Here is a 25,727-nt window from a genome sequence, read left to right on the forward strand (position 1 = left end):
GTTATATTTGCAATCTCATCTAATATTAATGAGAACACTAATTAAATAGGTGCAAATAAAATGATCAGCATTCCGTCAATTGACGAAGCCGAAAAACTAATAGAAGAAAAGCTCGGAGGGTGGTTTGATGTTGTAATAAGTCATATCCCTAATTTTATAGTTGCGATACTGATCGCAATTGTGTTTTCAATATTGGCACGCTTTGCTGGCAGGCTGATGAAAAACGTATTACGCAGATCCCTCGATTCAAAACAAATTGCCGATTTAATGGCTTCAATATTTAAAGTTATTGTTTTGTGTATCGGTTTATTTATAGCGCTCGATTTTGTTGGCTTAAAAGGCACCGTTACCTCACTACTTGCTGGTGCGGGTATTGTGGGCTTAGCAATTGGTTTTGCGTTTCAAGATATGACCGAAAACTTGATAGCCGGTATTGCTATGGGTGTACGCAAACCATTCAAAACAGGCGACGTAATAGAAACCGATGATGTGTTTGGTTCGATACATTCTATAAACCTACGTAACACGCTAATAGAGAGCTTTTATGGGCAGTTAATACTGGTACCAAACAAAGTATTATTTAGAAACGTACTAAAAAATTACACCACGCTAGGTGTTAGGCGCATAGAAGTACCCGTAGGTATTTCGTACGGCGACGACATAGAAAAAGCAAAGGACGTCATCGTCGAAAAAATAAATGAATTTGACTTCGTAATACGTAAAGACGAAACCGCTGTATACGCCGAAGGTTTTGGCGACAGCAGCATTAACTTACTGGTGTGGTTTTGGATTAAATACCCAGGTGAGCCTGACTTTATGACGGTACGCCACAAAGGTGTTGTTGCCGTTAAGCAGGCACTCGATGAGGCTGACATTAGTATTCCATTCCCAATTCGCACTTTAGATTTTGGTATTAAAGGCGGCGAAAAACTCGATGCCATGATCAGCGATAAAATAAGACAGCAATCATCAAATAAAGGCAGAGGTGATGATGCTGATTCAAACCAAAGTGAGTAATTTAGTTAAAACTCATTAGGCAAAAGCATTGGGAAATAGTTACTTACCAACAACGCATTTTTACAGAGTAAAAATGCGCTGTTTAATTAGTTCAAGTCACTTTTCTTTATTCATTAATTATTTTCTTCAGCAGATTTTGTAACGTATTTTTTATAAGGTAAGTTTCCCTTTTATCTATTTATTATGCAATTATTGGTTATACAAGGTGTATTTTTTTAGATATTAGGATTACAAACAAATGAAGTTAAAGATTAAATGGTTTACAAAAATAATTTTATTTTCAAGCCTAGTTATTAGCTTTATTTCAGTAGGTAACGAATATAATGCTAAATATGATGTGAGTTATAAATTAAATATAGATAACAATACCGCTGAAATACTTTTTCTCGATAAAAACAAAAACCTTACCTCTACATTAATCTTACCAAATAAAGCGGCATATATTGAAAAAGAGAAGTTACGAGAGTTTTGTAGCTCAGATGATGTTTTATGCCCTAGAAAAAGTTATGAAAGTAACGTTATCACTTGGTCACCTGATAATGAATATTTAGCTGTGTTTGTGGGTAATACAAAAGGGTTTTGGTTTATCCCCAGTAAAGAGATAACAAAAGCCGCATTCAATAAAAATAATGTAGTTAAAGTCGGCGTACATACTCAAAACGATAAAATAAATATTGCTCTATTTCATGGCGCGGCAGGATGGGTTGATAATCATCATTACGTTTTTTCAGCGGGTTTAAGTGGTGACAATTTTGTTTATAAGTTTAACCCAAAAACAAAGGAACTTAAGGGTTTTCCTTTTGAGCTAAATGAAGATTCTACGGTAAGCAGTTTTAAAGAAGTTTTTGTTGAAAGTTTTAATTCACAAAAAAGTAGTTTTAAATTAAGTGATGTTATTCAACAACTAGATAAATTGAAATAACTACAAAAAATAAATATAAAAAAGCGCAGATTGTGTTGGAGTAACAAGCCGCGCTTATGAATTAGTTATACAAATAAGTTTATGTGGTGCGTATTAAATAACGCTAATTTTATTACGAATGATTTTTACGCCATCCATATTTTCTAAAAACTTTTGAGCTAGTGCGCGCTGAAAACCAGTTTGTGCTTCACCGTATAAATCTACTTCACCATTTTTTACCTGCACACGAATATCACTTAACACTAGGTTAGGATTAGTTCGTAGGGTGTTGGTGATAGCTTGTTGTAGGTTAGGTTGAGTGGCTACACTGCTTACTACGGCCATGTTGGTTGCTGCACTTACTTTTGTAGCGCAAGCTAATAAAAATAAACAACAAAATGATACTAAAGCGATAGTTAACTTGAAGCGGTTCATAACTTAATCCTTACATTACGGTGAATAGTGCAGCCACAATATGGAAATTCCATCGGCTAGGTTACCTTTGTTATTACAATTTCGATGCCATAATTAATGCACTGAAATATAAGGATATTTTATTAAGTGAGAATTCAGGTGGGCAATAATTACATTTAAATGAGTATGAGTTACATGCTTGGGTTACATATGTAACAGATACAAACAGCAGAGCCTGCAAGGCTTGCATTAAAAAGCCGACAAAAGTCGGCTTAGTATAAAAATGTTTTAGGTTACTTTTTCTTTTTAACCTTCGCCTTTTTCTTGGCTTTCATTTTTACTGGATCTTTACGTTTTTTAGCAGGTGGCTTAGCTTCTTTATGCTGTGGCTCAACACCTCTAATTACACGGCGTTTTAATTTTTGTTCAACGTAGCGCTCTACTTTATATAAAATACCAATATCGTGTGCTTCAACTAGCGATATTGCTATCCCTTTTTTACCAGCACGGCCGGTACGTCCAATACGGTGTACGTATACGTCGGCAGTGCGCGGCATATCAAAGTTAATAACGTGGCTGATGTCAGACACATCAATACCACGTGCAGCTACGTCGGTAGCAACTAATATGCTTGTTTTGCCACTGTGGAAGTTTTCCATGGCTTTCATACGTTTGTCTTGTGGCATTTCGCCGCGTAACCAGGCTGCTTTTACATCATTAGTGGTAAGTTCACCAATCAATGTTTCTAAGCGTTCGCGAGTTTTAACAAACACAATCGCTTTAGTTACTTCAGGATTCTTTAGCGTATTAACTAACAACTCAAGTTTATGATGGTAGTCGTCGGCTAAATGTACCCATTGGTGAATTTTAGCTTTTTCTTTACGTGACGATTCAGCTTCAAGCAGTGCAGGGTCGTTTAATGTTTTTTCAGCAAACCTTTCTACGCTGTCACCTTCAAGTGTTGCTGAGAATAAAAAACATTGGCGACGATTTTTAGCTTCGTCACAAATACGGCTCATTTCTTTTTTGAAACCCATATCTAACATGCGATCTGCTTCATCAATAATAAGCATTTCTACGTGTTCAGCATGAAAGTTTTCGGTTTCTAGGTATTCCATTAATCGACCTGGTGTGGCGATTAAAATATCATTATTTTTTTCAAAAATTTCTTTATGCGTGCCGTAGTTAATACCGCCTGTTACTACACCAATTTTTAGGTGTGTGCGTTTAGCTAGCAGTTCACATTGTTCATGAATTTGATAAGCCAGCTCACGAGTCGGGGTCATAACGAGTACGCGCGCAAAACCAGGGTCACGACGTGGGAAATCCAGTAAGTACTGAATAGCCGGAATTAAAAATGCCGCTGTTTTACCTGTACCAGTAGGCGCAGATGCTAAAATATCGCGCCCCTGTAGTGCTTCAGGAATAGCTTGTTGTTGAATGCTGGTTGGCGTCTCGTAGCCCATTTTATTAATGGCATCGAGTAGCTTGTTATCAAGATCAAATTCAGAAAATTGCATAGAGTGTCTAAAATAAGGGACAATTACCCTGATTATACGCGCTATGCTGCGCTTGGTGAATGAAAAGGTGAAAAAATGTCTGGTTTTGTATTTAAACAATTTAAAGTTGAACACGACCACTGTGCAATGAAAGTTTCTACCGATGGCATTTTGCTTGGCGCATGGGCTAATTTAAGCGGTGCAAAGTCATTACTTGATATAGGCACCGGCACCGGCTTACTAGCACTAATGTGTAAGCAGCGCAGTAATGAGCTTGATATAACTGCGGTAGAAATTGACGAAAGCGCCTATACCCAAGCATTACAAAATGTAGCTAATAGCCCGTGGCCAACTATAAGTATTACGCACCAAACTATTCAAAGCTTTAGTAGTGAAGTTAAATTTGACGTGGTTATCTCTAATCCACCGTATTTTAATCACAGTTTAAAAGGCGATAATGTTGCGCGTAATACCGCACGCCATACCGACGGCCTAAGTTTTGAAGAGTTAATTAATGCGTTTAAACGTTTAAGCCATAGAAGCTCTCGCTTTAGCTTAATACTCCCGAGAGTTGAAGGCGTGCTATTTATTGAGCTTGCTACTCAAAATGGGCTTTATTTAAATACTCATTGCCAAGTGAAAGCCACGCCAAATAAAGATATTAGCCGCAGTTTAATGACATTTAGCTACGTAAAAAGCGATATAGAATCATCAACACTGTGTATTAGAAACTTAGATAATACCTACACGGCTGATTATATAGCCCTGTGCAAAGCATTTTATTTGAAAATGTGAAGCAATTGTAAAATAGGAACGAATAACGCAAACTAACTAAAACTTATCGCTGAGAACAGATATGGATAGTCAGATACCTAAACCCTTTATAATTACACTTGCTGTATTACAGGCTATTGCTCTTACTCTTTTATATAGCAGTATAGAAAACAATGTGTGGCCAGCAACAAGCCCTACATGGCTAGTCTCACTTATTACATTTTCTATGAGCTTTCCTTTATTAATGCTAATGACTGTTAATAAAAATAATATAAAAACGTCGTTACTTTTAATCCTTCCTTTTTCCTTGTTGTTATCTTTACTGGGTGCGTATGCAGGCTTTCAGCAAGAGCCTCAAGAGTACGTAAGTAATAACACTTTAATGTCAGCTTTTATTTTTACTAGTTTAATAGCTGGCTTTAAAGGCCTTATGTACATTCAACAATTTGGTAGTTCGGAAAATGTTAGCTACAGTCGTTTGTTTAAGCTTTCTTGGCGCAATTTTATAATTTTTGGGGAATGCTGGCTGTTCGTGCTTATTTTTTGGGGAATTCTAAATTTAGGTGCGGCTTTATTTGATATTTTAGATATAGAATTTTTCTCTGAGCTACTAAGAAATGAATGGTTTTGGATCCCAATCTTAACGCTCGCATTTGCCTTTGCGAGTATCATATTTAGAAAGCTTTTGAACATTGAAGATAATATCGCTTTTTTACTACAAACTTTAATTAAGTTTTTACTTCCTGTTTTATCAGTTATTTCTCTCGGTTTTTTAGCAACACTTCCTTTTACCGGGCTCAATAAATTATGGGAAACCGGAAGTGGTAGTTTGTTAGTAATGTGGCTGCAGGTGCTCACCTTATTTTTTGTTAATACAGTTTATAAAGATGACTCATCAGTTCGCCCTTATTACTTGCTCTTGCATCGACTCGTTTTTATAAGCGTTGCGTTACTTCCCGTTTATAGTGTTATTTCTGCCTATGGAATTTACTTACGGGTAGATCAGCATGGGCTAACGGTAGATCGTTGTTGGGGTATTTTAATTTGGTTTTTATTGGCGTGTTTTTCGTTTAGTTATCTTGTTGGAATAATTACAAAGAGAGATAATTGGCTAGAGCCGCTTAGCAAAATAAATATTGTGATGGGCTGGGTTGTACTTGTAAGTATGCTTGTTGTTAACTCTCCTTTATTAAACTTTCAAAGCTTATCTACAAACAGCCAAATAGCGCGTTTAGATGCAGGTAAAGTAACAGTAGAAAAGTTTGATTATTACTATTTTGAGTACAGCTTAGGTCGTCAAGGTTATTTAGCTATGCAGTTATTAAAACAGAAAATTGAAACGAGTCACCCAGAGCAATACGCTATTATCGATAGGATGTATGTAAATAATGAGTTTGCTTTAACGCTTGAACACACAATCGATGATTTTATTGAGCGCAGTGTATTTTGGCCATCACAAGCGCTAATACCCCAAGGCTTAATAGAGGCAGTATTTTCTGAACAACATTTTTACGATCGTAACTCTTTAAAAGAACATACTTACTATTTCATTGGCATGGATTTAAACAAAGATGATGAGCTAGATTTTATAGTGATTGACGAAAGTAATGAAAATATAGCCGCATATTTCTGGTTATTCGACATGGGTAAGTGGCGCTCAAAGTATATGAATGTCGAAAATCCTGAAGAGATTAGATACCTTAAAAGCATGATTGATAATAATGAATTATCTTTAGTTGAGCCTGAATATTCAAATCTAAAAATAGGGGATGTTGTTTTTAAAGTGAGGTAATACGTTACTTTGTTTTTTATGCTACAGCCCCTTAAACCTAAACTAATGATTATTAGTTTAGGTTTTTTGCTTTTAGGTAAGATGCTTTAATAGTGTGTTTATAAATCACCTGATATGATTTAGCCATTAGCCACTTAATTTAAAAGGCAACATAATGAAAAAGTTAAATAAATTAGTATTACTTAGCACGTTAACAGCCACCATTTTTGCAAGCCAAGGTGTGTTTGCTGCTATTACGCCAGTAGGCCTTTGGAAAACCATTGATGAAGATACAAACCAAGCTAAGTCGTATGTACGTATTACTCAAACCAACGGTGTATTAAGCGGTACCGTTGACAAAATCATTGATCCTGCAAAACAAAACGATATATGCAGTAAATGCGATGATGAGTTAAAAGACCAACCTATTCTTGGCATGACTATTATTAAAGATGTAAAAGCACAGGATGATGGCATCTGGGGAGACGGTGAAATACTCGACCCAACAAATGGCAAAACTTATACCTTACAACTAACCCCGCAAGAGGAAGGTAAAAAGCTTGAAGTACGCGGCTACATTGGCTTTTTTTACCGCAACCAATATTGGGTAAGAGTAGAGTAAGTTTTACTGCTTATTTAATTACTGGGCGTTAAATAATTAACCGTTAACTGAAATCATTTTTGCGCTTTGCCTTTCTTACTCATTAAGCCAGCCATATTTAATTGGCATTAAATTTTGAGTAAATAATAAAGGAAAGAAGATGATTAAGTACGTAGTTGCTTTAATGATGCTAAGCACACTGTTAATAAGCGGTGTAGCAAATGCAAAGGATGATGCTGTAAATACGGGGTGGTTTAATAACACAGCTATTAAAGGGTACGATAGCGTTGCTTACTTTACCCAAAATAAAGCAGTTAAAGGCAGCAGTAAATACACATTTAATTATTTAGGTGCCGACTGGCATTTTTCGAGTGAAGAAAACAAAACCACATTTGCAGAAGACCCTAAGCGTTATGCACCGCAATACGGTGGATGGTGCGCTTATGCGATGGCCGATGAGGGCAATGCTGTAGGTATAGACCCAGAAGCATTTTATATTCACGAAGGTAAGCTTTACTTAAATTACAGCCAAAGCGTACAGCAAAAATGGCTAAGTAATTTACTGCCGTACATTGTTATGGCCGATGGGTACTACCCACAAACAACCAATGTTATGACGTTTCAATAAATTACTCATATTGCTAGGGCGTGTTGATCTTTGTGGATTGAAATTTGTTCAATCTAGGGGCGATTAAATCGCGGCGCGAGGTTTGTAACCTAGTGGGCTAAGTAAAAACCGAGCAACAAAGAGTTGATCGCCCCTAAAAAGAACCCAGAGGGCAGTGCATGTTTGGCATTTATGCTGCGTTATCGCCTATTTATGGGGAATAACCACACTACATAGGCTCTGCCTTGCCTAAAAACCAAACATACTGCTGCAAATTCACCCACCAAAGATCAACACGCCCTAATTAAAAAGCCCGCAGCTAAACTAGTTGCGGGCTTTTTGCTTTTTATTTGTCAGTATTGATAAGTAAATTAAAGCGTTTCGCCGTATTCAGTCATTACCTGTTCAACCCACGTTGCAATACGGTCGTCGCTTAGCTCGTATTGACTGTCTTCGTCGAGTGCGAGTCCTACAAACTGTTTGCCATCAGGCGTTAATGCTTTTGAAGCTTCAAACTCGTAACTACTGTCGTTTGGCCAAAAACCAAGTTGAGTAAATGTTTGCGTATTTATTTCGTCGTGCAGCATGCCTAGCGCATCTTGAAACCACTGCCCGTAACCTTGCTGGTCGCCCATGCCAAATAAAGCAATGGTTTTACCGTTTAGGTTTACGTCGGCTATGTCGTCCCACTTTGACTCCCAGTCTTCTTGTATTTCACCAAAATCCCATGTTGAAATACCAAAGATGATAAAGTCATACTGCTCTGCATTTTTTAGTGGCTCGTCTTTAATATTGTGCAGGGTAACTATATCGGCACCAATAATGTCGCGAATCTTTTCTGCTGCCATTTCGGTGTAGCACGTAGTAGAACCAAAAAATAAACCAATTTGCATCGTATTTATCACTGTGTAATTGCCTGATATGATAGGCTCAAGTTTACCGTAAGGTATTTTTAATTGATACCTTAGCAAAGCATGAGAGCATAATGTGACAACGCTATCTGACGATTCTTTTGAAAATAACAGCAGTATGAGCAGTAATAGCGACTACCTAGAAACCTTTTTAGATAGCCTGTACTTAGAGCAAGGCGTAAGCGAAAACACATTAAGTGCTTATCGCAGTGATTTAGATAAGTTTTGCCTATTTTTAAAAGGGCAAAATTTAATGACGGTAACCGGGCTTGATGTAGAGGGTTACTTAGCTCACCGAGTTGACTTAGGTTTAAAACCACGCAGTACTGCGCGCAGCATTAGTGCGCTTAAGCGTTTTTATCAGTACTTTGTGCGTGAAAAACTAATTAGTGATACTCCCATGCTAAATATTTCTCAACCAAAAGCAGGGCAGTCGTTACCTAAAACACTCTCAGAGGCCGAAGTTGAGGCATTATTAAATGCGCCTAATACCGAAGAAGCGATGGGACTGCGCGATAAAGCCATGCTAGAGCTACTTTATGCAACGGGTTTGCGTGTAAGTGAGCTTGTTGGACTGCGCATGGAGCAAATTAATTTGCGCCAAGCAGTGGTGTTTGTAAAAGGTAAAGGTAATAAAGAGCGCTTAGTTCCACTGGGTGAAGAAGCCATGTATTGGCTTGAGCAATTTTTAAAGGGTGGGCGTGCGCAAATGATAAAACACGCCACCGATTTTGTGTTCCCGTCTAAACGCGGAGTAGGCATGACGCGACAAACCTTTTGGCATAGAATTAAACACTATGCTATTTTGGCAGCAGTTGAGTCTCCCTTATCGCCCCATACTATGCGTCATGCTTTTGCTACGCACTTATTAAATCATGGGGCAGATTTACGTGTGGTACAAATGATGTTGGGCCATAGCGATTTATCAACGACGCAAATTTATACCCATGTTGCCAATGAACGGTTAAAGTCGGTACATGCGCAGCATCATCCACGTGCGTAAGTTTGAAATTAAATATCATTAAGCCGGTCAATATATTAAGTATTTTTAGGATAGAGAGAAGTTATGAAAAAATTAATGTTAGCAGGTGCCATGTTGTGCACAAGTATTAGTGCATTTGCAAATGGCGTTGCTGTAACACCAGATGCTAATGATCCTATTATTACTAAATTTGCCGAGCTTGGTGTAACTGTAAAGCAAATTAATCCAAGCCCCGTAGCGGGTTTAAAAGAATTGATCACTAATAAGGGCGTGCTTTACGCAAGTCCAGATGGTCAATATTTAATGCAAGGTACGTTAATTGATTTAAATAATCGTAATAACCTAACAGAGCAAGCATTAAATGGCGTGCGTGTTGAAGGTCTTAAAGAATACGAAGAATCGATGATTGTGTACAAAGCGCCAAACGAAAAACACAGCATTACTGTATTTACCGACATTAGCTGTGGTTACTGTCGTAAATTACACCGCGAGTTAGACGATTTACTTGATGCGGGTATTACCGTTAAGTACTTAGCGTTTCCACGTGGTGGCTTACAAGGTTCAGGTTACGCAGATTTAATGAACGTATGGTGTGCACGCGATCAGCAAGAAGCACTAACAGAAGCTAAATCGGGCACAAGCACTAAAGTAGTTGCAGGCTGTAGCGCACCGGTTGCAGAGCATTACCAATTAGGTCAAAGCTTTGGTATTAGCGGCACACCCGCTATTATTTTAGAAGATGGTACGATGATCCCTGGTTACCAGCCAGCAGCAGCACTAAAAGCAGCATTAGAAGCGAACAAAGCGTCGTAATTAAACGCGTAGCATTATTAAAAAGGCCTTAATGGCCTTTTTTTGTCTTTTTAATACGACTCAATAAGTTAAAACTCTGCATGAAAAAACTAATCATTGCGCGTGAAAACGTTGACGACTCGCATCTCCCGAGTAATTTACACCCTGTAATTAAACAAATTTATGCTAACCGCAATGTATTCAATGCCGAAGAGCTAAATAACAGCGTAGCGACGCTTCACGACTTTAAATTGTTTAAAGACATCGACAAAGCCAGTGACTTATTAATTGAAGCATTAAAAGCACAAAGCCATATTTTAATAGTTGGCGACTTTGATGCCGATGGCGCAACAAGCACTGCAACTTTAATGCAAGGCCTTGAGATGTTTGGCTTTAAGCATTTAGATTACTTAATTCCTGACAGGTTTAGCTTAGGTTATGGCTTAAGCCCCGCACTTGCAGATCAAATAGTACAAATAAAACCTGATTTAGTGATCACCGTAGATAACGGCATATCGTGTATTGCCGGTATTGATATTTTAAAAGCGGTTGGCATAAAAGTGCTGGTAACAGATCACCACTTACAAGGTGAGCAACTGCCAAATGCAGATGCAATAGTAAATCCAAATAGGCATGAATGTGATTTTCCGTCTAAATCGATTGCAGGCGTTGGCGTTGCTTTTTACTTACTAATAGCACTGAGAAGCGTAATGCGAGACTTAGGTTATTTTGAGCAACAGTCGCCACCTAACCTTGCAAATTTACTCGATATTGTAGCGCTTGGTACGGTTGCCGATGTAGTGGCACTTGATGCAAATAACCGTACGTTGGTGCATCAAGGTTTAGCACGTATTCGCAGTGGTAAAACACGCCCAGGTATTACCGCCCTTATTGAAGTGGCTAACCGCAATGCCGCACGTTTGAGTGCTAGCGACTTTGGTTTTTCGCTTGCCCCGCGTTTAAACGCAGCAGGGCGATTAGACGATATGAGTTTGGGTATAGCGTGCTTACTCAGTACCGATATAAACCAAGCGCGTAGTATAGCCGGCGAGCTCGATAGCTTAAACTTTGCAAGGCGCGAAATAGAGCAGGGCATGCAAGCAGAGGCGCAAGCTGTACTCGATAGGCTCGCATTTAGCGACGATAACATTCCTGATGCCATTTGCTTGTTTCAAGATGATTGGCATCAAGGCGTTATTGGTATTTTGGCTGGTCGCTTAAAAGAAAAATACCATCGCCCGACTGTTATATTTGCTGGTGGCGAAAATGGTGAAATAAAAGGCTCGTGCCGCTCTATTGAAGGGCTGCACATGCGCGACTTACTCGAAGGGCTTAACACTGCCGATCCGCATTTAATTAATAAATTTGGTGGTCATGCAATGGCTGCAGGTTTAAGTATTAACGAGCAGCACTTTAACGACTTTAAAAAAGCGTTTGACGCTGCTGTTAGCGCTCAACTTAGCGAAGAAAGTAAACGCTGTATTGTGTTTACCGATGGCGAGCTGCCAAACGACTGCTTTACCATGGAATTTGCCCAGCTATTAAAGCAATCTGGCCCATGGGGACAGCAATTTCCTGAGCCGGTGTTTGAGCATACCTTTGAAATAATACAGCAGCGCATAGTTGGCGAAAAACATTTAAAGCTGGTGTTAAAACATCAATCAGGTCGATTAGTTGACGCCATCGCATTTGGTATTGATGTAAAAGAATGGCCCGACACCGAGGCTAAATTTGTAAAAGTAGCGTACCAGCTCGATATAAATGAGTTTAGAGGTAAATTTACGCTGCAATTAATAGTTAGAGAGCTTGAAAAAGTGCACTAAAAAATATGTAATATCATGCATAAAATGCTAATAAAGCGCGCGGTTTTTTGTTAAAATCGGGCGTTTTTATCATTTGACGATAATTTATTGCGAAAATCCCATTTTAAGGGGCGCAATTACCTAGCCATTTTGGAGTGATGTACATGTTTGAAGTGAATCCTGTGATTAATCAAATCAAGGAAATTCGCGAACGTACTGAATTGCTTCGGGGGTACCTTTGACTACGCTCTTAAACAAGAACGCTTAGAAGAAGTTAACGCCGAGCTTGAAGATTCAGCCGTATGGAATGAGCCTGAACGCGCACAAGCGCTTGGCCGTGAAAAATCAGCATTGGAAGCGGTTGTTGAAACAATCGACAACCTTGTAGCCGGTACAGACGACGTTGAAGGCTTACTTGAGCTAGCAGTAGAAGCTGAAGACGAAGATACCTTTGTTGAAGCACAAACTGAACTTGCTGATTTAAACGAGCAGTTAGAAGGTTTAGAGTTTCGTCGTATGTTTAGCGGTCCTCACGACTCAAATGATGCTTACCTTGATTTACAATCTGGCTCTGGCGGTACTGAAGCTCAAGACTGGTGTAATATTTTACTACGTATGTATTTACGTTGGGGCGAAGCTAAAGGCTTTAAAGTTGAGCTAGTTGAAGCGACCGACGGTGATGTTGCTGGTATTAAAGGCGCAACAGTTCGCTTTGTTGGCGAATATGCTTACGGTTGGTTACGTACCGAAACGGGCGTGCATCGCTTAGTGCGTAAAAGCCCATTTGATTCAAGTGGTCGTCGTCATACCTCATTTGCTTCTGCGTTTGTATACCCAGAAGTTGACGATAATATTGAAATTGATATGAATCCGTCAGACCTACGTATAGACGTTTACCGTGCATCAGGCGCGGGTGGTCAGCACGTTAACACTACCGAATCGGCGGTTCGTATTACGCACGTACCAACAAATACCGTAGTACAGTGTCAAAACGAGCGTTCGCAGCATAAAAATAAAGCCCAAGCGATGAAGCAGTTAAAAGCTAAATTATTTGAGCTTGAGCTACAACAGCAAAATGCTGAAAAACAAACGCAAGAAGACGCGAAATCTGATATTGGTTGGGGTAGTCAAATTCGTTCATACGTACTTGATGACGCACGCATTAAAGATTTACGCACAGGCGTTGAAAACCGTAATACCCAATCGGTACTTGACGGTAACTTAGATAAATTTATTGAAGCCAGCCTTAAATCTGGCCTATAACCACCAAGCTAATAAAGAGCTAAAAAATGACTGATAAAATCCAAGACGAAAACAAGTTAATCGCTGAGCGTCGCGGCAAGTTAGACGCTATACGCGAAAATTGCCCAGCCAACGGTCATCCAAACCAATTCCGTCGTGAGCATTACACGGCTGATTTGCAAGCCCAGTTTGGTGATAAGAGCAAAGAAGAATTAGTAGAGATGCAAGAAGTTGTGTCTATCGCTGGCCGTATTTTAGCAAAGCGTGGACCGTTTTTTGTAATTCAAGACATGAAAGGTCGCGTACAAGCGTATGCATCTAAAGATGTTCAAAAAGATCTTAAAGAAAAATATGGTCAACTAGACACTGGCGATATTATTGGTGTTAAAGGTGCGCTAAATAAATCGGGTAAAGGCGATTTATACGTAGAAATGACTGAGTATCAATTATTAACTAAGTCACTTCGTCCGTTGCCTGAAAAATTCCATGGCTTATCAGATCAAGAAACAAAGTACCGCCAACGTTACGTTGATTTAATTACCAACGAAGCAACGCGCGAAACATTCCGTATTCGCTCGCAAGTAGTTGAAGGCATTCGTCGCTTTTTAGCAGACCGTGACTTTATGGAAGTAGAAACACCTATGCTACAGGTTATACCTGGCGGTGCATCTGCGCGTCCGTTTGTAACTCACCATAACGCGCTTGATATCGACATGTACTTACGTATAGCGCCTGAGCTTTACTTAAAGCGCTTAGTGGTAGGTGGTTTTGACCGTGTATTCGAAATTAACCGTAACTTCCGTAACGAAGGGTTATCTACGCGTCACAATCCAGAATTCACAATGATTGAATTTTACCAAGCATACGCTGATTACATCGACCTGATGAACATCACCGAAGACATGCTACGTACAGTTGCAGAAAACGTACTTGGTAGTGCAGTTGTAGTTAATACAACTAAAGACGAAAACGGCGAAGTGATTGACTCAGTAGAGTACGACTTTGGCCAACCGTTTACACGTTTAAGCATGGCGGACGCTATCTTAAAATATAACCCTGAGTTTGATGCTGCGGTATTTAATGACCCAGAAAACCACTTTGACGAATTAAAAGCGTACGCTAAACAAGTGCACGTTAAAATTCCAGAAAACTGCGTTTGGGGGCCTGGTAAGTTCTTGTGTGAAATATTTGAAGAAACAGCAGAGCACATGCTTATTCAACCTACGTTTATTACTGGCTACCCGTGGGAAGTATCGCCACTTGCACGCCGTAACGACGACAATGCATTTGTTACAGACCGTTTTGAATTTTTTGTTGGCGGTCGTGAGCTTGCAAATGGTTTCTCTGAGCTTAACGATGCACAAGATCAAGCTGAGCGCTTTACTCGCCAAGTTGAAGAGAAAGACGCAGGCGATGATGAAGCAATGCATTACGATGAAGACTACATACGCGCACTTGAGTACGGCTTACCGCCAACTGCAGGTGAAGGTATTGGTATTGACCGTTTAGTAATGTTGTTTACTGACTCATCAACAATTAAAGACGTTATTTTGTTCCCGCATATGCGTCCGCAAGCTGACTAAGCTTTTGGTAGAACAAAGTAAGTTAATAAACGCCGCTTAATAGCGGCGTTTTTTTGTTTTTTAAATCGGCTTTTGTTATTTTAGTTAATAAGTACTACACTAAAAATTAAATGTAGTTATTAGTGCTGGTTAATGTGCAATTCAGCTTCGCTAATTTATTGTTATTGGCAGTTTTAATATTAAAACTAACAGTGCTATAACTTTTTAGTATGATTGTTTTTTAAACATATGTTGTATTAATGTAAAGGTTTTAGCTAAAATACGCACGAAATTTAAACTGCTTAGTATTTAGCAGTTAATATAGATTCTTAAAGGACTTAGAATAATAGTATGAAAGATAAACGAGTAGATGATTTATCAGAAGAATGCACAACAGAGCAAGAACGAGATGCTTACTACCGTGCTTGTATTGCCGAATTTCAACAATTAGGTTACCAAGAACAGTATTTGGCTCAGTTAACGGATGACTTAGTTCCTGTGCTAGGTGTTAATCCTTCAAATAAAAATACGTAACCCGCTTAAATTTCAAACTAATTACACTTTTAAACCAAGCATATGTGCAATCTGTAACCATATAGTCGTTTTTGGTAGAAAAGTGTTTGACATATTTTCTGAAATCTTTATTATACGCCCCACAAGACGGAGAGGTGTCCGAGTGGCCGAAGGAGCTCCCCTGCTAAGGGAGTATAGAGTTTGTAGCTCTATCGAGGGTTCGAATCCCTCCCTCTCCACCATTTCTTTTAATGGCGTGTTTTGTAAAGTTTTAAAGTATGGGTGCATAGCTCAGCTGGATAGAGTACTCGGCTACGAACCGAGCGGTCGGAGGTTCGAATCCTCCTGCGCCCACCATACTTTAATAACTCTGCTTAGAGTCTAAATAAGAAAAAGCTCTACTTAGAGTTAAAATAAGTAAACTATAAAGTGGGTGCATAGCTCAGCTGGATAGAGTACTCGGCTACGAACCGAGCGGTCGGAGGTTCGAATCCTCCTGCGCCCACCACTTTATAGACTCTCACTTAGAGTAAAAACAAGTAATAGTAAAAATGAAAGTGGGTGCATAGCTCAGCTGGATAGAGTACTCGGCTACGAACCGAGCGGTCGGAGGTTCGAATCCTCCTGCGCCCACCACTTTCATGTTTTCATACACTTTTAAAGTGTAAGAAAAATAAGCCGATGGAAATCGGTTTTTTTATGCCTGAATTTATACGCTCTGCTTAGAGTTTAAATAAGCAATCTATGAAAGTGGGTGCATAGCTCAGCTGGATAGAGTACTCGGCTACGAACCGAGCGGTCGGAGGTTCGAATCCTCCTGCGCCCACCACTTTCATACTAAGCCGACATTAAGTCGGTTTTTTTGTGCCTGAAATAAAGTGAAATGTAGAGTTTAGGAGGATTGAGAACCAAGAAGTCGGAGGTTCACTCTTACAAGATACGTCCTGCGCCCACCACTTTCATACTAAGCCGACATTAAGTCGGTTTTTTTGTGCCTGAAATAAAGTGAAGTGTAGAGTTTAGGAGGATTGAGAACCAAGAAGTCGGAGGTTCACTCTTACAAGATACGTCCTGCGCCCACCACTTTCATACTAAACTGACAATAAGTCGGTTTTTTTGTGCCTGAAATAAAGTGAAACTGGCAGATGGCCCTCTGAAGACACCGAGTTTAATAACCCGTTGTAGATACCATCTCTCATTTTAAGCTTCAAGGCCGTATTTAACTTTCTTGGAGCTTAAACGCTTCCTGGTTTTTTATTACACCAAAACATATATGAATTAGCTTTCGCATATTTGCACACACAGCTTGCATCGGTGTTTTACCATTGTTTATTAACGTTAACTTGTGTCTCTTTATTGTTTTATTCCATTGCCCTGCAACAATGGCCGCCATATAAAGTTTGCATCGAATTCTGGCTGGCCCAAGTTTACTGATTGATGTTCGCCCTTTTAATTTACCCGATTCATTATGCCGTGGGATTAATCCACAATAAGCTGCCGCTTCTTTGGCTTTATTAAATTTTTTAGCCGCAAACAAATACGTCAGCTCTCTCGATAATACGGGCCCAATGCCAGGGATAGACTCAAGTAGTTTCCTGTTTCTTTTTAAATCAGGTTCATTATCTATGTGGTTATCAATGTCAGATTTAAGCTGTTTAATTTCATCGTCTAAAAACGCGATAGTCACTTTTATCGATTGGCAAACACGTGCTGAAACGTTGCTGAATTCACTTGCTTCTAATCGGTTAGCTTCTCGTTGTCGGTTACTCTCAAGCGCATCTAAACGACGGATAAGGGCTTTAAGCTCTCTAACTTCTAATGCATCAGGTTGCCAATAACTAACGACTGCGTGCTTAGCACAGCCGTAATGAGCAAGCATCGTTGCATCAGATTTGTCTGTTTTATGAATTATGTTTAAAGCGTCTGCATACTTTTTAGCTTTACCGGGATTCGCTAAAATAATATTAAAGCCTTGCTCGTGTAAAAAATACATCAGTGCTTCATGATAAACACCCGTTGGTTCGAGGGTGATAACGAGCTCATTAGCAGCGCTTTTAGTTGTATTTTAAAGCCATTTTTCTATTGCTAAAAAGTCTTGATTCTTGTTTTTAAAGACTTTTGTTTTAATTTTGTTTGTAAGCTGGTCTCTCAACCACGATAAATCAATCTTCTCTTTACTAATATCAATGCCGATAAACATCATCTCTACTTACTCCCCTTGTACATACAGCATCTACTTAAAAAAAGTGTGCTTGAATACCATTCAGTTTCTGAGAATAGAAAGTCAGGGCCTTATCTACGGAGCAGTATTAAATACTAGACGCACAGGCAAGCTCACTGACTTCGATGTGATAAATGATAGCTAATCATTTATCAATGAGAGATACAAGACGCTGAGCTTGCTCGCGTGAGAAGCGCAGCTTCTAATTACTATATCCATTCAAAGCCTAATCAAGCCCACTTAACCCCTTTCTAAAGCTGCTCTTTATTATTACCTATGTTATTTTAAACGCCTTGTTTAAAAGGATATTGCAGTATGTTTAAAACCCTATTTATTACGTTATTTTTTATTTTTAGCGCCATTTTCATTCCAAGCGCACAAGCCAACGAAGCTAATAACTCACTTGTTGTTGGTGCGCATCAATATGCTAAATATTTACCGCAGTTAAAAAATAAACGTATAGGGCTTGTGGTCAATCAAACATCAGCGGTAGGGCAAACTCACTTAGTAGATGCTCTGCTGACTAAAAATATTAATATAATTAAAATTTTTGCACCTGAGCATGGCTTTAGGGGCGATCACGATGCGGGCGCGCATGTAAAAAATGCCGTTGATAGCAAAACCGGTATTCCGCTTATTTCTATTTATGGTAAAAATAAAAAACCAAGCCAAGCTGCTTTAGCTGATGTTGATATCATTATTTTTGATATTCAAGATGTAGGCGTACGTTTTTATACCTACATAAGCTCTATGCACTACATGATGGAAGCCGCTGCAGAGCAGGGGATAAAATTTTTAGTACTCGACAGACCCAACCCAAATATTGCTTACGTTGATGGGCCAATATTAGAGCCAGAATTTAAATCGTTTGTAGGCATGCACCCCATTCCTGTATTGCATGGTATGACCGTTGGCGAGCTGGCTAAAATGATCAAAGGCGAAGGCTGGATCAATAAAGCGGCCGATTTAAAATTAACTGTGATCCCTGTTGATCATTACACTCGCAAAAGTACGTATAGCTTACCTGTAAAACCCAGCCCTAATTTACCTAACGATCAAGCCATTGCACTTTACCCATCACTTTGCTTTTTTGAAGCAACGCCTATTAGCATTGGTAGAGGTACCGACTTTGCATTTCAGGTAATTGGCTATTCGCCAGTTGCATTAGGTGATTTTAATTTTACACCGCGCGCAATTAAAGGCGCTGCTTTAAACCCTAAATTTAAAAACCAAACCGTACAAGGGCTCGATTTAAGACAAGCAAATATTACAGGTTTAAATTTAACTTACTTAATAAATGCGTACACGGAGCTTAGTAAAAATAACATCTCGTTTTTTGAACGCGCTGACTTTATGGATAAACTAGCGGGTACTAATAAACTACGTTTAGCTATTGAAGCAGGGCAATCAGAGGCGCAAATAAAGCAAAGCTGGCAGGCGGGGCTTGCACAATTTAAAGCGCAAAGAGCGCCTTACTTGCTATATAAATAAGGGCTGCCCATGTTTAATACTTTAAAAAATCAAAGGTGTAGTTATATAAAAACAGCATTTATAGTGGCGTTAAGCTTTATTGCCGTGGGTTGCACTACACCACTTGAGCCAATTAACTCGCTGCCAACACTTACAAAAAGCCAACTTGTAGAACTGCCTAACGCACAAGTGGTTGTAACGTTTCCTGAGGTAAATCCAAGTAGCCGGTTTTATGTAAATAACCGAGGAACGTTTAAAGCTTACAAAGGGCGCGGGCAATTATTAATACAAAACCACAACGCACAAAGCGCCGATATTTACATTAATAATCAAAAGCTCGACGTTAACCAACTAAGCGCCAACACCTTATACAATTACAGCTTGGCAAAAAACACTCACAACGGCGTTAATACCTTTAAAGTTGAAAATATTCTCCCTGCTGGCGCAAGTTTAACGCTGCGTTTTGCATTTCCTACTTTAAGCGACGATCCAGTAAAAAATGTAGATTTTAGCGAAGTGGATGCGTTAATAAATCGCGATGTAAAAGCGGGTTTTCCTGGGGCTGTGTTGGCTGTTGTTAAAAATGGCGAGCTAATAAAGTTAACTGCTTATGGCGATGCAAAGCAATATCAGCAAAGTGACTTAATGCTGTTACGCCCGGAGCTAATGCAAACTAATACCTTGTTTGACCTTGCTTCAAACACCAAAATATTTGCCACCAACTTTGCCCTTATGAAATTAGTAAGCGAAGGGCTATTAAATATTAATAAACCCGTACAAAGCTACCTAAGCGAATATAAAGGCGAAGGGCGCTCACAACGCACAGTAAAAGATTTACTTACACACAGCGCCGGATATCCGCCAGTATTTGACTTTCACCGTAAAGATGGCAGCAATGGCGACGCGTTTTATTCGCTAAATAGTAAAACCACCAAACAGCTATTACTTACCAGCGTGCCTTTTAGCAGTGAATCATCTGGGCAGCCTATTTATTCAGATATTGATTACATGATTTTAGGCGTACTAATTGAGCGTATCACTGGGCAGCCCCTTGACCAATACCTAGAGCAGCACGTGTATGCGCCACTAAAATTAACTAACACGTTATTTAATCCACTTAAAAAAGGCTTTAAGCCGCAGCAATTTGCAGCCACCGAGCTTAGCGGCAACACACGAGACGGGCGTATTAAGTTTGATAATATTCGCACCACTGTTTTACAAGGCCAAGTGCATGACGAGCGCGCTTACTACTCGCTTGATGGCGTAGCAGGGCATGCGGGGCTATTTAGTAACGCTCATGACTTAGCCGTGCTTTGCCAGCTATTATTAAATAATGGTGGCTACGGCGACCAACAATTATTTAGTGCAAGCGCCTTAGCGCAATTTTTAACGCCGCAATCAAGCGACGAAACCTACGGGCTTGGCTTTAGGCTTGCTGGTAACAACCAAGCAAGGCGCTGGCATTTTGGCCCTTATGCAAGCGCGCAGGCTTATGGACACACAGGTTGGACGGGGACAGTGACCGTAATTGACCCCGCTTACGACTTAGCTATTGTTTTACTTACCAATGCTCGCCATAGTGCAATTAAAGGCTCGCAAAAACGTTACGAATTTACGGGTAAACAATTTGAAACCGCACAGTACGGTTCGGTAGTGTCGCTTATTTATGAAGCACTACTAAATCAATAAGCTATCGTATAGGTTAAAACGTACTAACTGAGCCACTCCAAGTGATTTATTTACAGGTGACTTGAGTAAGCCAATCCATTAAGCTAAGCGGTCTATAAAACTAAGCCGGTTTATGTTGTTAGGCTTAACAAATAAGCGTTAAAACGCGTACAAAGCGAGGCTACTCGCTAATAATTAAGGTTAACTTTTTATGCATTGGTATTCTATTTTACCGCCGCTAATTGCGATTGCTATCGTGTTTTGGCGAAAAGAAGTGATTATGGCGCTACTTGTTGCCGTTGCTTCTTCTGAGTTTTTACTCGCCTTGCAGGGCGAAGGTAATAGCTTGTTTGATACTTTTTTAAATACCATTGAACGTATTATTTCGGTTGCCAGCTCGCCAGGTAATACACGCATATTAATATTTAGTATTTTAATTGGTGCATTGCTTGCCTACATTCGCGAATCTGGCGGCGTTGCAGCAACTGTTAATATGCTAATGAATAAAGGTGTTGCAAAAAGTAAGCGCCAAGTGGGCTTTTTAACCATGTTTACCGGCATTGCGGTGTTTATAGAATCTAACCTGAGCGTACTTACCTCGGGTATTTTATCGCGTGGCTTGTTCGATAAATTTAAAATGAGCCGAGCGCGTTTAGCGTATATTATTGATAGCACCAGCGCGCCAGTGTGTATTTTAATACTACTTAACGGCTGGGGTGCATTTGTACTTGGTTTGTTAGGTAACTACGAGCTAGGTGAATCGGCTGTATCGGTTTTGTGGGGCAGCGTAGGGTATAACTTTTACGCCATAATCACCCTTATCATTGTTTTTTACACCATCGCGTTTGATAAAGTGCACGGCCCAATGAAAGAAGCCGAAGAAAAACTAGAGCTTCAAACAACCGACTTAAAAGATGAAATAAAAGCCTCTAAAGCGCGTTACATGTTAATCCCGCTTATTACGCTCATTACCAGCATGGTTGGCTTTATGTATTACACCGGTAATGGTGTGTTGGCAGAGGGTAGTGGCTCTAAGTCAGTATTGTACGCAACGGTTTTAGCCATTGTTGTCGCTTACTTTTTAATGATTGGTTCGCGTAAATTTACGCACCATCAATTAGTTGATACCGGTTTTAAAGGCATGGGCGAATTAATGCCACTGGTCGCCATTGTACTGCTTTCGCTTACACTTGGCGCAAGCTTAAAAGAGTTGGGTACTGGCGTATTTGTAGCGTCACTTGTTGGCGACTACCTACCTATTTACTTAATAGTACCTGTGCTGTTTTTAACTGGTGCGGTTATGTCGTTTACTACGGGTACATCGTGGGGCACGTTCGCTATATTAATCCCAATTGGTGTGCCACTTATTCAAGCGCTAGGTTTACCGCCATCGCTTGTGGTAGGTGCTATTTTGGGTGGTGGTATATTTGGCGATCATTGCTCGCCTATATCCGACACCAGCGCTGTATCGGCTATTGCATCGGGATGTGACTTACTCACCCATGTTAAAACGCAGCTACCGTATGCCTTATTTGGTGGTGGCCTTACGTTTTTAGCGTACTTAATAACAAGCATTATTGTTTTATAAAATACGATAGTTTAAATAGTTAAAAGCCTGCTTAATTGCAGGCTTTTTTGTTTTCAAAATAAATAAAGCTAATTAATATAGAGCCAAGCAATACCAAACTAAAAGGCTCTATAGTTATTAGAAAAACTATTTAATTATAGACTTAAGTACCCGTATTTATATTTTTTAGGTTATTGTATAGCATGAGCTTTAAGCTTTTTGTTAGCTATAAATTCTTACTTTTTAATACCAATTCGCTTAATTAAGTAATCTATTTTGAGGCTGGAAAAACGTGTTGATAGCTAGGCAAAAAATTCGCTATTTAGTTGTTCTCGGCAATTGCTCCTGCATTGCTCTACCTTCTGCATCCATGCAGTCGTAAATGAGAATTTTTTAACGCAGGTAGCGACACGTTTAGCCCCGCAAAATGACTAAGTATTATTGCGGATTGGTATAATTCATATAAGGCTGTAAATCCACACTATGTTTGCAATTGATAATATCATTCTCGTTAGTGCCATTTTAATTTTACTTGGAGTGATCTCGAGCAAGTTATCTGCACGCGTTGGCTTACCGGTGCTAGTACTATTTTTACTTGTAGGTATGCTCGCAGGTGAAGACGGTATTGCAGGTATTTCATTTGATAACGCAGAGGCCGCACATGCTCTGGGTACTCTCGCGCTTGCCATTATTCTATTTGATGGCGGCTTACAAACGCCTACCAGTTCAATTAAACAAGTGTGGAAACCCGCGTCTGCTTTAGCAACCGTCGGGGTGTTATTTACCGCTGTAATTACAGGCCTTGTGGCCACTTATATTTTAGATCTGCCCATATTACAAGGTGTATTACTGGGTGCTATTGTTGGCTCTACAGATGCTGCAGCAGTGTTTGCACTTTTACGAAGTGCGGGTATTCACTTAAATAAAAAGCTTAAATCTACGCTTGAAATAGAAAGTGCCTCGAACGATCCAATGGCTATTTTTCTAACGGTTGGATTGCTCGAAATGCTCGTTAACGACATGCCAATAGGGCTGGATTTACTACAGTTATTTGCTCAACAAATGGGTGTTGGCGCTATTTGTGGCCTTTTAATTGGTAAGGTATCGGTTTGGTTTATTAATCGAATTAAACTAAATGCATCGGGTTTGTATTTAGTGATGGTAACCGCATTTGGACTGCTTTCTTTTGGCCTTTCTGCAACGCTCGGCGGCAGTGGATTCTTAGCTGTATTTATAACGGGTGTTATTTTAGGTAACAGCAAATTTGTATATAAACGCGGTATTTTTCTTTTTCATGACGGCTTAGCATGGCTTGGGCAAATAACCATGTTTGTTGTATTAGGACTCCTTATTAACCCGTCATCGTTGGTTGATGTATGGCTAGAAGGATTGCTTATTGCACTGGCGCTCATTTTTGTTGCACGCCCATTAGCGGTAGCGCCTATTTTAAAACTGTTTGGCTTTAATAATCGCGAAACCCTGTTTGTATCTTGGGTTGGTCTTAGGGGCTCAGTACCCATTATTTTAGCTATATTCCCATTACTATTTGGCCTTTCAGGGGCAGAGCTTATTTTTAATGTGGTTTTTTTCGTGGTGTTAATTTCAGCCACGTTACAGGGTTCAACAATGCCTTGGATGGCTAAAAAACTAAATTTAGTAGAGCCGCCACCTGATCTCGCTGCTGCAACGCTCGAAATCACAGCACTAAACGATATTGATATAGAAATTGTAGAATACACTTTAAGTGACGTTTCGCGGGTTTCTGGGCGCAGCTTGTCACATGCTGCACTTCCTGAAAGTGTGGTTGTTGCTATGATCACGCGGGGTCCGTCAATCATACCGCCACGAGGTTCAACTAAGTTAAAAGCAAACGATCATTTATTTGTTGTTTTAAAACCAGATAACAGACCTTTTGTTGATTTAGTTTTTACAGCAACCGATAAAACAAACCATCAAGATAGCCACTTAGCGCACAACGAACTTAAAGTGAAAGGGGTAACATTGGTAGGTGATATATTTTACTCTTACCACATGCAAATAGACGCCCCAGAAGATATAAGCTTGGAAGAAGTGATCAACCAAAAGCTTTCAGGAGAAGTCAGTAAAGGCGATATTGTTGTTATTGGTAATGTGCAAATACGCGTTATAACCATGGTACATACACGCATAGTGACCATTGGTCTAAAGTACCTAAGCACCCCAGAAAAGCAGCTTTTAAATAAGTAATTATAAACAGAGATTTATTAAGTGGTCACACCGCGTTTATAGCACGTAGGTTGGGTTGAGTGACACGAAACCCAACGAATCTGCAATGCAATGAGCACACCTAAAGCTAGTTATATGTAGTGTTTATTGTAGGAGAACAGCTTGAGAGAGAAAGGTTGACTCCGAGGAATATGAAAATCGCAAAAACTTACTTCAGAAGCTAATCATAAGTATAAACTTTATGGTAGATTAGATTTTAGACAAGCAGATAGTTTAAAACTTCAATAGAGTACTGAGACAAGGAATTTAAATGCCAAATAATTATGGTAATAAGTCAACATCATTAATTTCGTATACGGGTAAAGACGGCGTAGATATGGGGGTACTTAATGATGGAACTCCATATTTAGGAACTCGTGGTTTAGCACTTTTATGCGGTACTACAGAAGCTGATATAACTAATTTAATCAAAAATTGGGATGAACAAAAACATACAACGAAGGGAAAATTTATTAGGGAGTTAATTGAATCCCAAGGTCAAAGCTCGGTGGGGTTATATATTCCAACTCCGATAAATGGAGTTATGTACGACGTCATAAATGATATTAACTGTATGGCTATACTTGAATATTACGCATTTGAGGCTCCTTCGCTAGTAGAGCAAGCTAAAGCTAATTATAGAAACTTAGCAAGGTTAAGTCTTCGCACTTATATTTATCAACGTACGGGTTACTCACAAAATGATGGGGTTCCTGATTACTGGCAAACATTTCACGAGCGCATAACTTTAAATGAATTACCTTCCGGTTATTTTAGTGTTTTTTCCGAAATCGCGAATATTCTAATAACAAGCATTAGGAAAGGTATGCCATTGGATTCCAAAACAATGCCAGACATTAGTGTCGGACAGGCTTGGAGTAAAGAATGGATTGCCCAAAGTTATGATGAAAAGTTTGATATAAGGATTAAGTTTCAGCATAAGTTTCCCGACGATTTCCCTCAAAAAAATCCAGATACTTGGATATATCCTGTTGACTCTTTGGGTGAATTTAGGAGGTGGTTGGATGATACCTATTTACGAACTAAATTCCCTAAATATCTCGCGGGAAAAATCAAGAGAGGGCAACTTCCTAATTTAGATCTCAAAAGCTTAATTGAAGAAATTCAACCTATAAGAATAGAAACCAAAAGGTAAGATCTTGTTTATA

The 25,727-nt window shown here is 39.4% G+C and carries 21 protein-coding genes, 5 tRNA genes and 1 pseudogene; 22 read left to right on the forward strand and 5 right to left on the reverse strand.

Annotated elements, in window-relative coordinates; all coding sequences use genetic code 11:
• The first annotated feature begins 60 nt into the window (after positions 1–60).
• Positions 61–1,017: a mechanosensitive ion channel family protein gene (locus tag GQR52_RS01445; RefSeq protein WP_165727215.1), complete on the forward strand. Its 957-nt coding sequence runs from the start codon at positions 61–63 to the stop codon at positions 1,015–1,017.
• A 238-nt stretch (positions 1,018–1,255) separates the two neighbouring features.
• Entirely contained in the window at positions 1,256–1,939 is a 684-nt protein-coding gene (locus GQR52_RS01450) for a hypothetical protein (RefSeq protein WP_024592854.1), read from the forward strand.
• Positions 1,940–2,032: 93 nt separating this feature from the next.
• On the opposite strand, the gene GQR52_RS01455 is transcribed toward GQR52_RS01450, so the two are convergent.
• Together GQR52_RS01455 and srmB are read right to left on the reverse strand one after the other, a co-directional pair.
• Positions 2,033–2,353: a BON domain-containing protein gene (locus tag GQR52_RS01455; RefSeq protein WP_165727216.1), complete on the reverse strand. Its 321-nt coding sequence runs from the start codon at positions 2,351–2,353 to the stop codon at positions 2,033–2,035.
• Between the two features lie 272 nt (positions 2,354–2,625).
• A complete protein-coding gene (gene srmB / locus GQR52_RS01460; protein ID WP_165727217.1) occupies positions 2,626–3,852 on the reverse strand; it encodes an ATP-dependent RNA helicase SrmB in 1,227 nt (408 codons plus the stop codon).
• 75 nt (positions 3,853–3,927) lie between these two features.
• Here srmB and GQR52_RS01465 point away from each other — a divergent pair, with 75 nt between their 5' ends.
• From GQR52_RS01465 to GQR52_RS01480, 4 genes are all read left to right on the forward strand, one after another.
• The gene (locus tag GQR52_RS01465; RefSeq protein WP_165727218.1) at positions 3,928–4,626 is read left to right on the forward strand and encodes a methyltransferase; all 699 of its coding nucleotides are present in this window, start codon (positions 3,928–3,930) and stop codon (positions 4,624–4,626) included.
• Between the two features lie 61 nt (positions 4,627–4,687).
• Entirely contained in the window at positions 4,688–6,397 is a 1,710-nt protein-coding gene (locus GQR52_RS01470) for a DUF4153 domain-containing protein (protein WP_165727219.1), read from the forward strand.
• A 154-nt stretch (positions 6,398–6,551) separates the two neighbouring features.
• Positions 6,552–6,998, forward strand: coding sequence for a DUF2147 domain-containing protein (locus GQR52_RS01475; protein ID WP_165727220.1), 447 nt, complete (start codon positions 6,552–6,554; stop codon positions 6,996–6,998).
• Positions 6,999–7,137: 139 nt separating this feature from the next.
• Positions 7,138–7,605, forward strand: a complete 468-nt coding sequence (locus tag GQR52_RS01480; protein ID WP_165727221.1) for a YHS domain-containing (seleno)protein — start codon at positions 7,138–7,140, stop codon at positions 7,603–7,605.
• 350 nt (positions 7,606–7,955) lie between these two features.
• Here GQR52_RS01480 and fldB read toward each other — a convergent pair whose 3' ends face one another.
• Entirely contained in the window at positions 7,956–8,477 is a 522-nt protein-coding gene (gene fldB / locus GQR52_RS01485) for a flavodoxin FldB (RefSeq protein ID WP_007583764.1), read from the reverse strand.
• A gap of 94 nt (positions 8,478–8,571) precedes the next feature.
• Between fldB and xerD the strand changes: the two genes are divergently transcribed.
• From xerD to GQR52_RS01540, 11 genes are all read left to right on the forward strand, one after another.
• Positions 8,572–9,498 (forward strand): site-specific tyrosine recombinase XerD, encoded by a 927-nt coding sequence (gene xerD / locus GQR52_RS01490; RefSeq protein WP_165727222.1) that lies wholly within the window; start codon positions 8,572–8,574, stop codon positions 9,496–9,498.
• A gap of 63 nt (positions 9,499–9,561) precedes the next feature.
• Positions 9,562–10,290 carry a bifunctional protein-disulfide isomerase/oxidoreductase DsbC gene (gene dsbC / locus GQR52_RS01495; protein ID WP_024596174.1) on the forward strand — a complete coding sequence of 243 codons (729 nt, stop codon included), beginning with the start codon at positions 9,562–9,564 and terminating at the stop codon, positions 10,288–10,290.
• Positions 10,291–10,370: 80 nt separating this feature from the next.
• Positions 10,371–12,092, forward strand: coding sequence for a single-stranded-DNA-specific exonuclease RecJ (gene recJ / locus GQR52_RS01500; RefSeq protein WP_165727223.1), 1,722 nt, complete (start codon positions 10,371–10,373; stop codon positions 12,090–12,092).
• 143 nt (positions 12,093–12,235) lie between these two features.
• A protein-coding gene (prfB, locus tag GQR52_RS01505; RefSeq protein WP_165727224.1) for a peptide chain release factor 2 occupies positions 12,236–13,334 on the forward strand; the annotation gives its coding sequence in 2 pieces (ribosomal slippage) (positions 12,236–12,310 and positions 12,312–13,334; 1,098 coding nt in all).
• Positions 13,335–13,360: 26 nt separating this feature from the next.
• Positions 13,361–14,896 carry a lysine--tRNA ligase gene (lysS, locus tag GQR52_RS01510; protein WP_165727225.1) on the forward strand — a complete coding sequence of 512 codons (1,536 nt, stop codon included), beginning with the start codon at positions 13,361–13,363 and terminating at the stop codon, positions 14,894–14,896.
• Between the two features lie 330 nt (positions 14,897–15,226).
• The gene (locus GQR52_RS01515; RefSeq protein WP_165727226.1) at positions 15,227–15,409 is read left to right on the forward strand and encodes a hypothetical protein; all 183 of its coding nucleotides are present in this window, start codon (positions 15,227–15,229) and stop codon (positions 15,407–15,409) included.
• Between the two features lie 128 nt (positions 15,410–15,537).
• A tRNA-Ser gene (locus GQR52_RS01520) sits at positions 15,538–15,630 on the forward strand.
• A 38-nt stretch (positions 15,631–15,668) separates the two neighbouring features.
• Positions 15,669–15,745, forward strand: a tRNA-Arg gene (locus GQR52_RS01525).
• 74 nt (positions 15,746–15,819) lie between these two features.
• A tRNA-Arg gene (locus GQR52_RS01530) sits at positions 15,820–15,896 on the forward strand.
• Between the two features lie 51 nt (positions 15,897–15,947).
• A tRNA-Arg gene (locus tag GQR52_RS01535) sits at positions 15,948–16,024 on the forward strand.
• A 116-nt stretch (positions 16,025–16,140) separates the two neighbouring features.
• A tRNA-Arg gene (locus GQR52_RS01540) sits at positions 16,141–16,217 on the forward strand.
• A 390-nt stretch (positions 16,218–16,607) separates the two neighbouring features.
• Here GQR52_RS01540 and GQR52_RS01545 read toward each other — a convergent pair.
• A pseudogene (locus GQR52_RS01545) lies at positions 16,608–17,429 on the reverse strand (IS110 family transposase); the annotation flags it as partial.
• 24 nt (positions 17,430–17,453) lie between these two features.
• Positions 17,454–17,591 carry a hypothetical protein gene (locus GQR52_RS20665; RefSeq protein ID WP_346774272.1) on the reverse strand — a complete coding sequence of 46 codons (138 nt, stop codon included), beginning with the start codon at positions 17,589–17,591 and terminating at the stop codon, positions 17,454–17,456.
• 333 nt (positions 17,592–17,924) lie between these two features.
• Between GQR52_RS20665 and GQR52_RS01550 the strand changes: the two genes are divergently transcribed.
• The 5 genes from GQR52_RS01550 to GQR52_RS01570 all read left to right on the forward strand — a co-directional run bounded on the left by GQR52_RS01550 (position 17,925) and on the right by GQR52_RS01570 (position 25,714).
• On the forward strand, positions 17,925–19,100 hold the full coding sequence (locus GQR52_RS01550; RefSeq protein WP_165727227.1) for a DUF1343 domain-containing protein: 1,176 nt from the start codon (positions 17,925–17,927) through the stop codon (positions 19,098–19,100).
• A 9-nt stretch (positions 19,101–19,109) separates the two neighbouring features.
• The gene (gene pbp4b / locus GQR52_RS01555; protein WP_165727228.1) at positions 19,110–20,768 is read left to right on the forward strand and encodes a penicillin binding protein PBP4B; all 1,659 of its coding nucleotides are present in this window, start codon (positions 19,110–19,112) and stop codon (positions 20,766–20,768) included.
• A 190-nt stretch (positions 20,769–20,958) separates the two neighbouring features.
• Positions 20,959–22,335 (forward strand): Na+/H+ antiporter NhaC family protein, encoded by a 1,377-nt coding sequence (locus GQR52_RS01560; protein ID WP_165727229.1) that lies wholly within the window; start codon positions 20,959–20,961, stop codon positions 22,333–22,335.
• Between the two features lie 462 nt (positions 22,336–22,797).
• Positions 22,798–24,540, forward strand: coding sequence for a potassium/proton antiporter (locus tag GQR52_RS01565; protein ID WP_165727230.1), 1,743 nt, complete (start codon positions 22,798–22,800; stop codon positions 24,538–24,540).
• Positions 24,541–24,829: 289 nt separating this feature from the next.
• Positions 24,830–25,714 carry a hypothetical protein gene (locus GQR52_RS01570; RefSeq protein WP_165727231.1) on the forward strand — a complete coding sequence of 295 codons (885 nt, stop codon included), beginning with the start codon at positions 24,830–24,832 and terminating at the stop codon, positions 25,712–25,714.
• The last annotated feature ends 13 nt before the right edge of the window (positions 25,715–25,727 follow it).

It is taken from the genome of Pseudoalteromonas sp. 31A1 (assembly GCF_011378815.1).
Taxonomy (GTDB): Bacteria; Pseudomonadota; Gammaproteobacteria; order Enterobacterales; family Alteromonadaceae; genus Pseudoalteromonas; species Pseudoalteromonas arctica.

Coding starts and splice junctions, on each gene's coding strand:
- pbp4b (WP_165727228.1), top strand. CDS start 19,110: ATGTTTAATACTTTAAAAAATCAAAGGTGTAGTTATATAAAAACAGCA.
- GQR52_RS01450 (WP_024592854.1), top strand. CDS start 1,256: ATGAAGTTAAAGATTAAATGGTTTACAAAAATAATTTTATTTTCAAGC.
- GQR52_RS20665 (WP_346774272.1), bottom strand. CDS start 17,591: ATGATGTTTATCGGCATTGATATTAGTAAAGAGAAGATTGATTTATCG.
- recJ (WP_165727223.1), top strand. CDS start 10,371: ATGAAAAAACTAATCATTGCGCGTGAAAACGTTGACGACTCGCATCTC.
- GQR52_RS01465 (WP_165727218.1), top strand. CDS start 3,928: ATGTCTGGTTTTGTATTTAAACAATTTAAAGTTGAACACGACCACTGT.
- GQR52_RS01445 (WP_165727215.1), top strand. CDS start 61: ATGATCAGCATTCCGTCAATTGACGAAGCCGAAAAACTAATAGAAGAA.
- GQR52_RS01475 (WP_165727220.1), top strand. CDS start 6,552: ATGAAAAAGTTAAATAAATTAGTATTACTTAGCACGTTAACAGCCACC.
- GQR52_RS01480 (WP_165727221.1), top strand. CDS start 7,138: ATGATTAAGTACGTAGTTGCTTTAATGATGCTAAGCACACTGTTAATA.
- srmB (WP_165727217.1), bottom strand. CDS start 3,852: ATGCAATTTTCTGAATTTGATCTTGATAACAAGCTACTCGATGCCATT.
- GQR52_RS01470 (WP_165727219.1), top strand. CDS start 4,688: ATGGATAGTCAGATACCTAAACCCTTTATAATTACACTTGCTGTATTA.
- lysS (WP_165727225.1), top strand. CDS start 13,361: ATGACTGATAAAATCCAAGACGAAAACAAGTTAATCGCTGAGCGTCGC.
- GQR52_RS01455 (WP_165727216.1), bottom strand. CDS start 2,353: ATGAACCGCTTCAAGTTAACTATCGCTTTAGTATCATTTTGTTGTTTA.
- GQR52_RS01570 (WP_165727231.1), top strand. CDS start 24,830: ATGCCAAATAATTATGGTAATAAGTCAACATCATTAATTTCGTATACG.
- dsbC (WP_024596174.1), top strand. CDS start 9,562: ATGAAAAAATTAATGTTAGCAGGTGCCATGTTGTGCACAAGTATTAGT.
- GQR52_RS01550 (WP_165727227.1), top strand. CDS start 17,925: ATGTTTAAAACCCTATTTATTACGTTATTTTTTATTTTTAGCGCCATT.
- GQR52_RS01560 (WP_165727229.1), top strand. CDS start 20,959: ATGCATTGGTATTCTATTTTACCGCCGCTAATTGCGATTGCTATCGTG.
- GQR52_RS01565 (WP_165727230.1), top strand. CDS start 22,798: ATGTTTGCAATTGATAATATCATTCTCGTTAGTGCCATTTTAATTTTA.
- fldB (WP_007583764.1), bottom strand. CDS start 8,477: ATGCAAATTGGTTTATTTTTTGGTTCTACTACGTGCTACACCGAAATG.
- GQR52_RS01515 (WP_165727226.1), top strand. CDS start 15,227: ATGAAAGATAAACGAGTAGATGATTTATCAGAAGAATGCACAACAGAG.